Annotated in this window: 13 protein-coding genes; 10 read left to right on the top strand and 3 right to left on the bottom strand. The window is 50.8% G+C overall.

The genetic code is table 11. The features are described 5' to 3' along the window. Positions 1 to 193 precede the first annotated feature (193 nt). The 3 genes from P0X86_RS20275 to P0X86_RS20265 all read left to right on the top strand — a co-directional run bounded on the left by P0X86_RS20275 (position 194) and on the right by P0X86_RS20265 (position 3,133). Positions 194 to 1,216, top strand: coding sequence for a UDP-N-acetylmuramate dehydrogenase (locus tag P0X86_RS20275; RefSeq protein ID WP_277746319.1), 1,023 nt, complete (start codon positions 194 to 196; stop codon positions 1,214 to 1,216). A gap of 126 nt (positions 1,217 to 1,342) precedes the next feature. Continuing rightward, positions 1,343 to 2,272 (top strand): manganese-dependent inorganic pyrophosphatase, encoded by a 930-nt coding sequence (locus P0X86_RS20270; protein ID WP_009593146.1) that lies wholly within the window; start codon positions 1,343 to 1,345, stop codon positions 2,270 to 2,272. A 345-nt stretch (positions 2,273 to 2,617) separates the two neighbouring features. Continuing rightward, on the top strand, positions 2,618 to 3,133 hold the full coding sequence (locus P0X86_RS20265) for a hypothetical protein (protein WP_277746318.1): 516 nt from the start codon (positions 2,618 to 2,620) through the stop codon (positions 3,131 to 3,133). Between the two features lie 104 nt (positions 3,134 to 3,237). Here the strand turns inward: P0X86_RS20265 and P0X86_RS20260 are convergent, their stop codons facing one another. Next, positions 3,238 to 3,981, bottom strand: coding sequence for a hypothetical protein (locus P0X86_RS20260; RefSeq protein WP_096774390.1), 744 nt, complete (start codon positions 3,979 to 3,981; stop codon positions 3,238 to 3,240). Positions 3,982 to 4,263: 282 nt separating this feature from the next. Here P0X86_RS20260 and P0X86_RS20255 point away from each other — a divergent pair, with 282 nt between their 5' ends. From P0X86_RS20255 to P0X86_RS20230, 6 genes are all read left to right on the top strand, one after another. Then, complete coding sequence (locus P0X86_RS20255; RefSeq protein WP_277746317.1) at positions 4,264 to 5,031, top strand: amino acid ABC transporter substrate-binding protein; 768 nt, start codon at positions 4,264 to 4,266, stop codon at positions 5,029 to 5,031. 157 nt (positions 5,032 to 5,188) lie between these two features. Further along, entirely contained in the window at positions 5,189 to 5,848 is a 660-nt protein-coding gene (locus tag P0X86_RS20250; RefSeq protein ID WP_015736165.1) for an amino acid ABC transporter permease, read from the top strand. Between the two features lie 15 nt (positions 5,849 to 5,863). Then, positions 5,864 to 6,610 (top strand): amino acid ABC transporter ATP-binding protein, encoded by a 747-nt coding sequence (locus P0X86_RS20245; protein WP_277746316.1) that lies wholly within the window; start codon positions 5,864 to 5,866, stop codon positions 6,608 to 6,610. A gap of 195 nt (positions 6,611 to 6,805) precedes the next feature. After that, complete coding sequence (locus tag P0X86_RS20240; RefSeq protein ID WP_277746315.1) at positions 6,806 to 8,299, top strand: alpha-N-arabinofuranosidase; 1,494 nt, start codon at positions 6,806 to 6,808, stop codon at positions 8,297 to 8,299. Between the two features lie 9 nt (positions 8,300 to 8,308). Continuing rightward, positions 8,309 to 8,587, top strand: coding sequence for a hypothetical protein (locus P0X86_RS20235; protein WP_096774385.1), 279 nt, complete (start codon positions 8,309 to 8,311; stop codon positions 8,585 to 8,587). Positions 8,588 to 8,736: 149 nt separating this feature from the next. Next, on the top strand, positions 8,737 to 9,978 hold the full coding sequence (locus P0X86_RS20230; protein ID WP_277746314.1) for an MFS transporter: 1,242 nt from the start codon (positions 8,737 to 8,739) through the stop codon (positions 9,976 to 9,978). A 110-nt stretch (positions 9,979 to 10,088) separates the two neighbouring features. Here the strand turns inward: P0X86_RS20230 and P0X86_RS20225 are convergent, their stop codons facing one another. Both P0X86_RS20225 and P0X86_RS20220 read right to left on the bottom strand, forming a co-directional pair. Beyond that, positions 10,089 to 10,481 carry a DoxX family protein gene (locus P0X86_RS20225; RefSeq protein WP_096774383.1) on the bottom strand — a complete coding sequence of 131 codons (393 nt, stop codon included), beginning with the start codon at positions 10,479 to 10,481 and terminating at the stop codon, positions 10,089 to 10,091. A 259-nt stretch (positions 10,482 to 10,740) separates the two neighbouring features. Continuing rightward, positions 10,741 to 11,655 (bottom strand): AraC family transcriptional regulator, encoded by a 915-nt coding sequence (locus P0X86_RS20220; protein ID WP_213579122.1) that lies wholly within the window; start codon positions 11,653 to 11,655, stop codon positions 10,741 to 10,743. Between the two features lie 176 nt (positions 11,656 to 11,831). Here P0X86_RS20220 and P0X86_RS20215 point away from each other — a divergent pair, with 176 nt between their 5' ends. Continuing rightward, positions 11,832 to 13,595 (top strand): glycoside hydrolase family 35 protein, encoded by a 1,764-nt coding sequence (locus tag P0X86_RS20215; protein ID WP_277746313.1) that lies wholly within the window; start codon positions 11,832 to 11,834, stop codon positions 13,593 to 13,595. Positions 13,596 to 13,641: the final 46 nt, after the last annotated feature.

Below are 13,641 nucleotides of genomic sequence, written 5' to 3'. Positions count from 1 at the left end.
AACGGATCATCTGATGATGAACGAATCCCTGGTTACGGTCTACGAGCCGTAATCCAGGGATTTTTTGCTATATGGCCAGGATTTCGCCCCAGATTGACACCATCCGAGTAGTTGCATCATAATGATGTAACATCCCCACATTTAGTAAGGGTTGTTGTGCCTAATGTGAAGAATAGGGAGTGACATGTCTACGATGACTTTACATACATCTGCTATTGACCGATTGTGCAAGCGCAATGTGGAGCTGTCTGCCTTTTCGACGTACGGGATCGGCGGTTCAGCCAATTATCTGGCCATGCCTGAAACGGCAGCCGACCTGGCGGAACTTTTGCAGGATTGCAAAAAACGCGGGTTGCCATGGTACATTTTCGGAATGGGCTCCAATATCCTGTTCCCGGACGAACCGAAACACGATCTGGTCTTTATCTCGCTGAAAAACCTGGTGGAGCTGCAGGCTTCGGGAGACAAATGGTACGTTTCATCCGGAACGCCGATGTCCCTGCTTTCCTTGATGGGGTTAATGGGCGGAACCGATTTGCTCGACTTTACTTTTTTGCTGCCGGGCTGCGTAGGCGCCGGCATCTATATGAACGCCAAATATAATGCGCGCCAAATCTGCGATATCCTGGATACGGTATATTATATCGATACGATGGATCCGGGCCTGAAGGTGCAGTCCATTGCGGCGGGGGACTGTTTATTCGCATACAAGCAATCCATCTTCCAGCAGCATCCATGGATCATCGTAGGCGCCGATCTCAACATACCGGTCAGCTCGGAGGAGCAGATCCATTTGACTTCGGCGCTGCTCGCGGAGTGGAAGAGCCGCGGCAGCCATCCGTCCTCGCTGCCGTCCTTTTTCTCGTTCTTTCTGGGCGAGGTCCATGCTTTGGCCGGAAGGGGAATCGAGACGCCGCAGTCGATGCTCGACATCATCAAGTACCGGACGAGTAAGCGTCATTTCGACTATCCGTCCTGCGGTTCCGTATTCAAGAACAATTACGATTACGGGGTAGCCGTAGGCTCGCTCGTGGACCAGCTGAATATGAAGGGGACCGAATACGGAGGCGCCATCATTTCTCCGCACCACGGCAACATGATTCTGAACCAGAAGCATGCAAAGGCAACGGACATTCTGTACTTGATGAATCTGATTTCGGAGTCGATCAACAACCAATTCGGGTTCGTTCCGGAACCGGAGATTGTATTGGTATAAACGCTCTCTGAAAATAATCTCTGTAAAGGAATTGGAATAAGTAGAATTTAACGCTATAATCAGATAGGTGATCATCTGTTTATTGGTATAAACGATGAAATTCATGTTGCGAGAGGGGCATTAAATATGGCTAAAACTTTAATTTTTGGACACAAAAATCCGGATACGGACACCATCTGCTCTGCTATTGCATATGCTGACTTGAAGAACCAGCTTGGTCTTTCGGCCGAGCCCGTGCGTCTTGGCGACGTTAACGGCGAAACGCAGTACGCGCTCGATTTCTTCAAAGTAGAGGCGCCTCGCCTCGTTGAGACGGTTGCAAACGAAGCGCAGGACGTTATTCTCGTGGACCATAACGAGCGTCAGCAAAGCGCCAGCGACATTGATCAGGTTCGCGTAATCGAGGTTATCGATCATCACCGCATCGCTAATTTTGAGACAAGCCATCCGCTGTACTACCGTGCGGAGCCTGTCGGCTGCACTGCTACCATCCTGAACAAGATTTATAAGGAGAAGGGCGTAGCCGTTCGCAAAGAAATTGCCGGCTTGATGCTGTCCGCGATCATCTCGGACTCCCTCTTGTTCAAATCTCCAACCTGCACGGACGAGGATGTGGCTGCTGCTCGCGAGCTGGCTGAAATCGCCGGCGTGGATGCCGACAGCTATGGTTTGGACATGCTCAAGGCAGGTGCCGATCTGAGCGACAAAACCATCGCTCAATTGATCTCCCTCGATGCCAAGGAATTCCAAATGGGCGGTGCCAAAGTCGAAATCGCCCAGGTCAACGCGGTGGATACGAATGATGTATTGTCCCGCCAAGCAGAACTCGAGGATGCGATTCAATCGATTATTACGGACAAAAACCTGGACTTGTTTGTCTTCGTGGTGACGGACATCCTGAACAACGATTCCATCGCGCTGGCGCTCGGTAAAGAGTCCAAAGCCGTGGAGAGAGCGTACAATGTATCTCTGTCGGAGAACAAGGCGCTTCTTAAAGGCGTGGTTTCCCGTAAATCGCAGATCGTACCGGTTCTGACCGAAGCATTCAATCAATAATAGCTGGTTATAGGAACAAGCCTGACCATCGACTGAGGAATCAGCGGGGCGGGCTTGTTTTTGTTTGGCTGTTTTCTCGCATTCTGCATCATGCAGGACCGCTCCAATCGATATGAAGCGCTTTCGAAAATTGAAATATTGTAATGAATTTACATCGAAATGACATCCTTTTTACGGCGGCGATTCGTATAATGAAGGAAAGAAATAGGAACGACAAGTACATAGGTGTTTCAAATCCCAAGAATTGGGTTAATGACCATTAATGTTTGTTGAGTCGGATTCCGAGGCAGAAAGTAGTATAAATCTGATCTTTCAATAGAAGTATGAAGAGGGAGCGATGAGAAGATGAAGAAGTCGGCTTGGAAATTGGGAGCAATGATGCTGCTTGTCCTGATCATGATGACAACCGTCGGTGTAGCCTCAGGCAACAATTATGAGCCGGTTCCGAAAGCTTCGAATCAGGAAGCTGCCTACATAAACGGACTGGAGATCAAAGACGGCAAGGTCTTTCTTCTAGTAGATCCTATCGAGTGGTATGAGGGAGAGGAGGCGAATCAGGTGTTCCGCGAACGGGAGCAGGACCCTGAGATGACCGAGGCCCCCGACGGCTATTATATCGTGAACGATACGGAAGAGCATATCGAACTTCCAGTAGCGGACGATGCAGAAGTGCTGCTCCAGCTGTACGCCCATACCGGACGATATGAGGATGCCCAGATTTCCTGGAATCAGCCGGTGAGCCTGAGCAAATTCGCGGACATTTACAAAAAGGATGATATCGTGGACATGAAATGGTTTCCCTTTCATATTACCGTTGAAGACGGCGTCGTCGTGAAGATCATCCAACAGTATGTACCTTAATTTATCATGAAAAATAGAGAAGCGAACTGATGAAGAGCCGCTCCATTTCGGTTAATCCTACCGAGGGGCGGCTCTTAAGTTTGTTTGTAAGCTAACGGCAAGCGTTAACCGGCATCTTTGCTGTAGTGCTGGTGTTTCATCGGTTTGATTTTACCGTTGACCACGTCGCTGACGAAGGGGGCTATCTTGGATTTCCGTTCTTCGTATTCTTCCTTCGTCACCTTGCCCTCGGACAGCTTCCGATCCAGGCGCTTCGTGAGTGCCTGGACTTGCTGATCAATGACGGACTGGACGGGTACGCCTTGCTCCTTCGCGATCTGGGCCAGCGATTTTCCGGATTGCAGCGATGCTTTGAGTTGGTCCGGCGTTGTCTTCAGCAGCTTGGCCAGCTCGTCGCTATCCGAGATCAGCCGGCCGTGCCGCTGATGCATCCGCTGCTTGTGCCATCCGCCCTTGGCGTCAAGCAGTTTATCCGCCGCTGCGGAGTAATCGATGGATTTGCCCAGCTGCTTTGGATGCGAAGCGATTTTCTCCTTCAGCAGCTCCATGATCTTGGCTTTCATGGCATCCCGCGATACGCCTTGCTCTTTGGCTATTTCCGCGAGGGTCGAGGTTTTGAGTTTATCCCGGAGAACTTGCGGCTCCAGCTTCAGAAACTCGGAGATGGCCTTGAACATATGGCCGGGTTTATGTTGCCCGCGTTCGTCCTTGGACGAAGGAACAGCCGGTGATTCCGATTGCTGTCCGATCGGTTCCGCCGAAACCGAGACGGGAAGATAAGCGAGGCCCATGACTAAAGCGATGGCGAGCAGCACCAGCCGCTTCACTGACTTCATGTGGGTTGTCATTGTTGTTTACCGCCTTTCATGTTGTTGGTCTTACAGTCCATCATTCTTTCCCGCTAAACTGAACTCATCCTTAAAATAACCTTAAAATAGGATGAAAATACATAAATTTCATGCGAATGGTGAAAAGTGGCCATTCTATGAAACTATCGACTCTTCTCTGCTAATATGCTATCATGGAGTCTTGATAATGTATTAAAGTGAAAAAGCAGTTATGCATAGGACGAGGATTGATGCAGATCCCAGAATATGACTGCGCTTAACGTCTACGAGGGGGATTTTCTGGTGAAAAAGATAGCATCCGTGTTAGCAGGCTTCATGCTTTTATTAACGGTAGTCGGCTGTTCGAGCTCGGCAAGCGGGGGGAATGAGCTGGTGGTCGGAATTGACGACAAGTTCGCGCCCATGGGATTCCGCGACGAGAGCAATGAAATTGTCGGCTTTGATATTGATTATGCCCGCGCAGCGGCCGAGAAAATGGGCAAGGAAGTCAAGTTCCAGCCAATTGACTGGAAATCGAAGGAATCCGAGCTTAGCAGCGGCCGCATTGACTTGATCTGGAACGGATATACCATCACCGATGAGCGCAAGGAGAAAGTGCTGTTCACCAAGCCTTATCTCGAGAACAGTCAGGTTGTTGCTGTGCTGGCTGATTCCGAAATTGCTTCGATCAGTGATTTGGCGGGTAAACAGGTCGGTTTGCAGTCGCTATCCTCGGCTGCCGATGCGTTAAGTGCCAACGAGATTCACACGCAGGTGAAGAAAATCAACGAATTTCCTGATAACATGCTGGCTCTGAGTGATTTGAAGAACGGCCGCGTTGAGGCTGTGATCATAGATGAAGTCGTCATGAAATACTTTATGTCCAAGGAAGAAGGAACGTACAAGATTTTGGAGGAGTCCCTGGCACCGGAGCAGTACGGGATCGGAGTTAAGAAAGGCAATGAGGAACTGCTGGAAAGCCTCCAGAAAGCCTTGGACGAAATGAATGCCGACGGCACGGCCGCCAAGATTTCCGAGAAGTGGTTCGGAGAAGACAAAGTGTTGAAGTAAGCATTCCCAAGAGGTTGGTCATCCAACCTCCCATAGGTATTCCAAGAAACCGGACTTTGACCAAAGGCTCCGGTTTTCTGTTCCAATCGGTCGGTACAATGAAATCATCGGAGAACTTCAGCATTCCGGAAGTTTTTCCATTAGGAGTTAAGCAGACATGAGTATGGATTACATCGTTCAAATCGGCAAACCGATGCTGGAGGGGGCACAGACCACGATCCTGTTGTTCTTGATTTCCATTCTGGCCTCCATTCCGCTCGGGTTTGTGTTTACGTTAATGGTTCGAAGCGCAATCAAGCCGCTGGCTTGGTTGGCCAATGCGTATATTTATGTTTTTCGTGGTACCCCGCTGCTGCTGCAGCTGCTGTTCTTTTGCTTCGGGCTGCCCGTGCTGCCGGTGATCGGAGAATATCTCGTTTTGGATCGTTTTGTAGCCGCATGCTTGGCATTCGTGCTGAACTATGCCGCTTATTTTGCGGAAATCTTCCGCGGAGGACTCTTGGCGATTGACAAGGGGCAATATGAAGCGTCTAAGGTGCTAGGCCTGAACCGCTGGCAGACGACCACGAAAGTAATTCTGCCCCAAATGTTCCGCGTAGCCCTGCCGGCGGTATCCAACGAATCCATTACGCTGGTGAAGGATACAGCGCTGCTGTATGCAGTGGCAGTTCCGGAGCTGCTTCACTTCGCGTATACGGCGGTCAATCGGGATGTCACGATTATGCCGTTTGTTATTGCGGGCGTGATATACCTGCTGATGACGCTTGTGTTAACGCTTCTGTTTAAATTTCTGGAACGCCGATTCAAATATGAATAGAAGGACTGTCGCGCAATGGCAATTATCGAAGTAACCCATATGAAAAAATCCTTCGGCTCGCTGAACGTGCTGAAGGACGTCAGCTTTGAGATTCAGAAGAATGAAGTGATTGCCGTCATCGGGCCTTCCGGTTCGGGAAAGAGCACCATGCTCCGCAGCCTGGTGCATCTGGAGGAAATCAACGGCGGATCGATCAAGGTGCAGGATCAGTATTTGGTGAAGGACGGCGTGTATTCCAGTCCGCCGCAGATCAAAGCGATCACGTCCCGGATGGGCATGGTATTTCAGCACTTCAACCTGTTTCCGCATCTGACGGTACAGGAGAATCTGGGCCTCGCGCCCAAACATGTCAAAAAACAAAGCAAAGAAGAAGTTAGAACGAACGGCACCGCACTTTTGCAAAAGGTCGGTTTGTCCGATAAAGCGGATGTATACCCCGGAAATCTGTCGGGCGGTCAGAAGCAGCGCGTGGCCATTGCTCGGGCGCTCATGATGAATCCGGACATCATGCTGTTTGATGAACCGACATCGGCGCTGGATCCCGAGCTGACCGGCGAGGTGCTGACCGTCATCAAGCAGCTGGCCGAGGAGCACATGACAATGGTGATCGTGACGCATGAGATGAGTTTTGCCAAGGAAGTGGCGGACCGGATCATCTTCATGGATCACGGACAAGTAGTCGAAGCCGGAACGCCGGATCAAATATTTAACCAGCCGAAGATGGAGCGGACCCGCGAGTTTTTAAATCGGGCCGCGCGTTAAAGAGGACTGGCTCAAAGCTGGATCGAAAGATCGGCTGTGGGCTGGTCTTTTTTTTGGCAAAAAATAAGGCCATAGAGTGAAAGCGTTTAAATTATTGGTTGACGGAATCGGAATTGATCGATATCATTGTTTTAAAGATTTATAAACTGTTTCATATAAATATCTATAAAATAATAGCGAGGAGCGGAAAAAGTCATGAGTCAGGTTATTACCATTCATTCGGACGTATCCAAAGGCAAAATCAATCGCAATATTTATGGACATTTCTCCGAGCATCTGGGCCGCTGCATTTATGAAGGAATCTGGGTGGGCGAGGATTCGCCGATACCCAATACGGAAGGGATCCGCAATGACGTGCTGGATGCGTTGAGACAGCTGAATATACCTGTTTTGCGCTGGCCGGGCGGTTGCTTTGCCGACGAATACCATTGGAAAGATGGCGTCGGGCCGCGGGAGAATCGGAAACAGATGGTCAATACGCACTGGGGCGGCGTTGTGGAGAACAACCATTTCGGCACGCATGAATTCCTCCGTCTCTGCGAGCTTTTGGGCTGCGAACCCTACATATCGGGCAATGTCGGCAGCGGTACCGTTCAGGAGATGTCGGAATGGGTTGAATACATGACATTTGACGGCGTGTCGCCGATGGCCGCATGGCGTCAGGAGAATGGCCGCGAGAAGCCGTGGAACGTGAAATATTTTGGAGTCGGGAACGAGAACTGGGGCTGCGGGGGCAATATGCGGCCGGAATATTATGCGGACTTGTACAGACGCTATCAGACTTACGTCCGCAACTATGGCGAGAACAAGATCTACAAAATTGCCTGCGGCCCGAATGTGGACGATTACCGCTGGATGGAAACCGTCATGAGGGAAGCGCATCCGTACATGGATGCCATAAGCCTTCATTATTACACGGTTCCGGGCGAATTCTGGACAGGCAAAGGACCTGCCACCGGATTCAGCGAACAGGAATGGTTCATTACCATGAAGAAAGCACTCCATATGGATGAATTGATCACGAGACATTCGGCGATTATGGATCAGTATGATCCTAATAAGCGAATTGGTCTCATCGTGGATGAGTGGGGCACCTGGTTTGATGTCGAGCCCGGCACGAACCCTGGCTTCCTGTACCAACAGAATACGATCCGTGATGCCCTGGTGGCGGGTTTGACGCTGAATATTTTCCACGAGCATAACGATCGGGTGGTGATGGCAAACATCGCGCAGATCGTCAACGTCCTGCAGTCCGTCATCTTGACCGAAGGCGAAAAGATGATCCTTACCCCGACCTATCATGTGTTTGATATGTACAAAGTGCATCAGGATGCCGAACGTTTGGCTACCCATCACAGCGGGGCCGATTATGAGATGAATGGCGAGAAGATCCCGCAAGTATCCGTGACGGCCTCGAGGGATGAAGCCGGCAAAATCCATGTAAGCCTGTGTAATGTTAGTCACGCGGAGCAGAGCGACGTGAAGATCCGGCTTCGGGGATTAAGCGGTGCGGTGAAGCAAATCGTAGGCCGGCAGCTTGCCGCCGATTCGCTGGACGCTCATAATACCTTTGAATCGCCGGAGGTTCTCAAGCCGGCTGCATTCACTGCATTTGAACAGGAAGGCGACGTACTGCGTGCGAAGCTGGCACCGATGTCCGTTACCGTTCTCGAGATCACGGCGGAATAAACGAAGGTCATGGCGGATAATCGGTGTAAAGGTTGTCATGACGATTACCGGGTCAGCGATGAGCAGATCACGCGCGTGCTGTCCTCCCCGATGTTCTCATCGGACCGGTGCGTGCCGGATGACGAATATGATGCCCGTCTTCGTGCGTGCTTCTCATGCCCTAAACTGCAAGGGGGCACCACGTGTACGCTGTGCGGATGCATCGTACAGATTGCCGCGAAGCTGAAAGACAAGCGCTGCCCGTGCCCGGGGCAAGACCGTTGGTCGATCACCGTTAGTGCTTCATAGAAAATAACGCATAGTCAAAGGCCTGTTCTCATGGATGGATCATGGGAGCAGGCTTTTTTAGAACGGGAAAGGTTCATTAGCTTTACAGAAACTTATAAGCTATGTTATGACTAATAAAAAAAGATCGGCACGTTAGGATAGGGTGTGACATGAAAGAAGGAGGCTTTTTATATTACTGGACCGCGAACTCGAGCATTTCGCTGGCAGGCGTTGTCTATATCATGGTGCTGACTACCTTTATGTATCAGGAATCCGGTTCGGCTTTTATTGCTGCGTTGTTCCCGCTGTTTAACGCAGTGGCGCGGTTTGCCGCCGGCTTTACGGCTCCGCTCGTCATGGAGAAATTCGGCTTCTCCAAGCTGCTGTTGAGGCTTCAAGTTCTGAAAGCCCTGCTGTTGACCACGCTGGTAGTCTTGTTCCCGTACATATCATCCCAGGTCGCGATATTGTGTATCTTCATATTATTCATAGCGTTTACCGAAGGATGGGGGAACCCGCTGATCCAATCCATGGTAACAAGAATGGTTGCTCCTGACCGGTTGGTAAAGGCCAACAGCTCGTTATCCGTGACCAGCCAATCCTTGCAGATTGCGGGATATACGTTTACGGGGTTTCTGGTCATACGCTACGGACATATGCCGACATTAATCATGAGCTGTACGCTCATCTGGCTATCCGTATTGTGTTTTTGGATTGCGGCTCGATCCATGCAGTCGAAAGCTCCTGCTGCAGCCGGACGAGGGAAACCAAGCTGGGAAGTAATCCGTGAAGGCTGGTTCTATCTGTGGAGAATTCCTACGCTAAGAATCGTCACGATCATGGATATGGTTGAGGGGATAGCCGGAACCATCTGGGTGGGAGCGATCACGCTGGTATACGTAAAGGAAGTGCTGCATCAAGGCGAGGCCTGGTGGGGATTTATTAATGCCAGTTATTACGCCGGCGCCATTCTTGGCGGTTTGCTGATGCTGCTGCTGTCTTCCTTCATCCAGAAAAATTTGATACCCTGCATGGCTGCGGGTTCCGCAGTATTCAGTCTGCTTACTTTGTGGTACGGCCTGAACAGTATCCCGGTTGTGGCTCTAATCCTATGTATTGCGATGGGGCCGGCCTATCAGCTGAGGGATGTGGCGCAGCAAACCGCTCTCCAATCCAGTGTGGATCAGGAGATGCTGCCGAAAATATATGCTTCTCGGGATATCTTATTATCCACGGTAACAAGTGTATCGATTGCCGTTATTGGTCTTATCGCGGATACGCTCGGCATTCGCATGGTTTACATTGCAGGGGCAATCTGTATTGCCATATCCGCAGGGCTGTCGTTCACAATCCTGAGGCTGCAGCGGAAGCCGGCTTCAGCGGCGGAAGCGGGAGGCAGCATCTTGTCATGAGATCACTAGAAAAGAGCTGTACCAGTCGCATTCCTTTCGGAATGGATCTGCGCACAGCTCTTTTTCATGGGATCGACGCTCCGACAATCTTGAGGATGCTCTTGTCCGCGTTAGGCTTTGTTCTTCTTGCTGAACAGCGAATCAACCGAGAGCAGGCTGCTGCCGCTAAGAATAAGATGTAGGGCCATGGCCAGCAGCGCGATATCCAGTTCATAGCCACCCAGGAAACCCATGCCCAGCTTCGCCTGAAAAATCGCCACGACAAGCACGACCCCAAGAACCAGAGAAGCGATTCTCGTTCCCAAACCGATAATCAGCGCAATTCCGCCCACGATTTCGATAATGGCTACAACGGTAGCCATAAAAGCAGGGATTCCCAGACTTGCGAAGAATCCTTCGATATTCCCGATGCCGCTCTGGAATTTATCCAAACCGTGAGCCATAAAGATGACCCCCAGAATCACCCGAATAATGAAAGTGCCTGCAGAAGAATAACTACCCATGAAATAGACCACTCCTTGTCTTTTTGGTTTGAAATGTTATCAACTAACTTAAATATAGCTGAGAACTATAGGTTGTATCATACTCAATTTAACTATTGAATGTCAAGTAACTAACTAAAAATACTTGGATTTTACAATATCCGATCATGATGCCATATGATTAGATGAAGTTCAGCCAATACAGAACAATAGCCATCCTCAAAGGGATGGCTATTGTTCTGGTACTCGATATTGGAGGTTCTTTTATGCTTTTCATGGCTTAGTGCCTGGGCCGGTATTCGGTCGGCGACTGCCCGGTCCAGCGGCGGAATTGCCTGGAAAAATGGCTGGCTGAGCGAAAACCGAGTTTGTCGGCGATTGCGTTCATCGGCAGATGGGTCGTGACCAGCAGCTCTTTGGCCAGACTGAGCTTCTGGCGGCTGATATATTGTCTTGGCGAGATCCCGTACACTTGGCGGAATAACTTGGAGCATTGGCTTCGGCTTAAATTAAGCTCTTGGGACACAGCCATGACCGATATCTCTTCGGTCAATCCCGACGACAGCTTCGCTTCGATGGCATGAGCCGCATCCGCTGCAAGCAGGGAGGATGGTTTAGGGGTGCCTGCTGCCGCAGATAAAGCGCGGGGCGGCTTCAGCGCATCCTGCCTCTTCAAGAGAGAGAGCACATCATGGATGATGAGCAGGGTGTAGGACTGGAGCAGAAGCCTGTCCTCAAAAGTAAGATTGTAATCGCTCGGCTGGTTCTCCGGACGGACCGAATGGGCTGCCGGCTGGCTGCGCCGGACGATTCCCTCCAGCTCTTGAACGTAGGCAGCCAGTTTGCTGCGCTCGCTTTCGTGCTGGCGAATATGTCGGTAAGGGGCAGCGGATAATGAGCTTCGAATTTCTGCATCATCCAGATCGAAATGAACATTGAAGTACCCATACTGCTTGTTGGATGCATTCGAGGTTTGATGGGGCACTCCGGATTTGATCAGAAGCCATTCCCCTTCGCGGAGCTGAATGGAATCCCGATGAATTTCCTGCAGGACTTCGCCTTCCAGACAGTATAGCAGCTCGAACAGGTGATGGTGATGCCTCGGATAGCTCCAGCCTGGCGGCTGGGAATCAAAATGGCATCCGGTTACCTGCAGCGTTTGAATCATATTGGGAAAGCGAAAAGCGATATCCATGACAGCTGGCTCCTTTTGGGCATCGAAAACGCCGGTAATGATGCCTTATATTGTATCATAACGATGATTCGGCACAAAAGGTATAAAGAATGCCCCATTTGGAGATTGAGCAGCATGGGATTTTGATAGATGATGGCAATAGAAAGCAAATGAAACGTGTAAGGAGGAAACAAGCTATGAAAGCTCAATTGAAAGCGGTTAACCAACAATTCGTGCTGGGGGATGAACCGATTCAGATTTTGTCGGGTGCCGTCCATTATTTTCGGGTGGTTCCGGAATATTGGGAAGATCGGCTGATGAAGCTGAGAAGCTGCGGATTGAACACGGTGGAAACCTATATTCCGTGGAATTTGCATGAACCGAAGGAAGGACACTTTGTGTTTGATGGCATTGCCGACCTGGAAAGGTTCGTCCGTATCGCCGGCGATCTCGGGCTGCATGTCATCCTTCGGCCGAGCCCTTACATCTGCGCAGAATGGGAATTTGGAGGACTTCCATCCTGGCTGCTGCAATATCCGGATATTCAGCTTCGATGCATGGACCCGGTTTATCTGGAGAAGGTCGACCAATATTATGATGAGCTGATTCCGCGATTGGTTCCGTTACTGACCTCCAAGGGTGGTCCCGTGATTGCGATGCAAATCGAGAACGAGTACGGGAGTTACGGAAATGATACGGCATATCTGGAGTATTTGAAGGATGGCTTGATCAAGCGGGGCGTGGACGTGCTGCTGTTCACTTCGGATGGCCCCACGGACGGAATGCTGCAGGGCGGAACCGTTCCCGGCGTGCTTGCCACGGTCAATTTCGGATCAAGAACGAAGGAGGCGTTTGATAAACTGCGGGAGTACCGTCCGGAAGATCCTCTGATGTGCATGGAATACTGGAACGGTTGGTTTGATCATTGGCTGAAGCCACACCATACCCGGGACGCGGAAGATGCTGCTGCCGTGTTCAAGGAAATGCTGGACTTGAATGCATCCGTGAACTTCTATATGTTTCATGGCGGAACGAATTTCGGATTCTATAACGGGGCGAATTTTCACGAAAAGTATGAACCGACGCTAACCAGCTACGATTATGATGCCCCTCTCTCGGAGTGCGGGGACGTGACGGCCAAGTTCGAAGCCATTCGAAGCGCGATCGCGCAGCATCAGGGGAAAGAGCTCTCCGATTTGCCAAGTCTTCCGCAGCCTGTCAAGAAGATAAGCTATGGCTCGGTAAGCATGACGCACTATGCCGACCTGCTGGAGCATCTGCCTGCACTTTCCGAGGAGCAGAAACGCACGGCACCCGTACCGATGGAACGGCTGGGCCAAAGCTATGGCTTCACGGTATACGCAACGCATATTTCCGGGCCGCGTCAAGGGGAGTCCCTGCATCTGCAAGAGGTGCATGACCGCGCTCAGGTATTCCTGGACGGAAAGTATCAAGGGACGGTGGAACGTTGGGATCCCAAAGCCCTGCCAATCGATGTTCCGGCAGCCGGCGCCAAGCTGGAGATCGTGGTCGAGAATATGGGACGCATCAATTACGGCCCGAGGCTGAAGGATTATAAAGGAATCACGGAGGGAGTCCGAATGAACAACCAGTTCCTGTATGACTGGAGCATCTATCCCTTACCGCTTGACCATCCGAATGCGGCACCGTTTCAACCGCTGGAGGGACCTTTTGAACAGCAAGACCGACCTACCTACTATCGCGGCGAATTCTTGGTGGATGACATTGGCGATACGTTTATCCGCTTAGACGGATGGGGAAAAGGGGTCGTCTGGGTCAATGGCTTCAATCTGGGACGCTACTGGGAGCAAGGGCCGCAAGCAGCGCTGTATCTGCCTGGACCGCTGCTGAAGCAGGGACGGAATGAAATCTTGGTATTTGAGTTGCATCATACCGAAACGGCAAGCATCGAACTTGTCGACACACCCGACTTGGGTTAATTCGTCCGGAACAGACCGACGATGGATAAACAAAAGGGAGCCCTCT

Source organism: Paenibacillus sp. BR1-192 (genome assembly GCF_029542445.1).
Classification (GTDB): Bacteria; Bacillota; Bacilli; order Paenibacillales; family Paenibacillaceae; genus Paenibacillus_AQ; species Paenibacillus_AQ lautus_A.
Note: the sequence above shows the minus strand (reverse complement) of the source record. Positions and strands in the feature narration are given on the sequence as shown.

Coding starts and splice junctions, on each gene's coding strand:
- P0X86_RS20275 (WP_277746319.1), top strand. CDS start 194: ATGACTTTACATACATCTGCTATTGACCGATTGTGCAAGCGCAATGTG.
- P0X86_RS20270 (WP_009593146.1), top strand. CDS start 1,343: ATGGCTAAAACTTTAATTTTTGGACACAAAAATCCGGATACGGACACC.
- P0X86_RS20265 (WP_277746318.1), top strand. CDS start 2,618: ATGAAGAAGTCGGCTTGGAAATTGGGAGCAATGATGCTGCTTGTCCTG.
- P0X86_RS20260 (WP_096774390.1), bottom strand. CDS start 3,981: ATGACAACCCACATGAAGTCAGTGAAGCGGCTGGTGCTGCTCGCCATC.
- P0X86_RS20250 (WP_015736165.1), top strand. CDS start 5,189: ATGAGTATGGATTACATCGTTCAAATCGGCAAACCGATGCTGGAGGGG.
- P0X86_RS20245 (WP_277746316.1), top strand. CDS start 5,864: ATGGCAATTATCGAAGTAACCCATATGAAAAAATCCTTCGGCTCGCTG.
- P0X86_RS20240 (WP_277746315.1), top strand. CDS start 6,806: ATGAGTCAGGTTATTACCATTCATTCGGACGTATCCAAAGGCAAAATC.
- P0X86_RS20235 (WP_096774385.1), top strand. CDS start 8,309: ATGGCGGATAATCGGTGTAAAGGTTGTCATGACGATTACCGGGTCAGC.
- P0X86_RS20230 (WP_277746314.1), top strand. CDS start 8,737: ATGAAAGAAGGAGGCTTTTTATATTACTGGACCGCGAACTCGAGCATT.
- P0X86_RS20225 (WP_096774383.1), bottom strand. CDS start 10,481: ATGGGTAGTTATTCTTCTGCAGGCACTTTCATTATTCGGGTGATTCTG.
- P0X86_RS20220 (WP_213579122.1), bottom strand. CDS start 11,655: ATGGATATCGCTTTTCGCTTTCCCAATATGATTCAAACGCTGCAGGTA.
- P0X86_RS20215 (WP_277746313.1), top strand. CDS start 11,832: ATGAAAGCTCAATTGAAAGCGGTTAACCAACAATTCGTGCTGGGGGAT.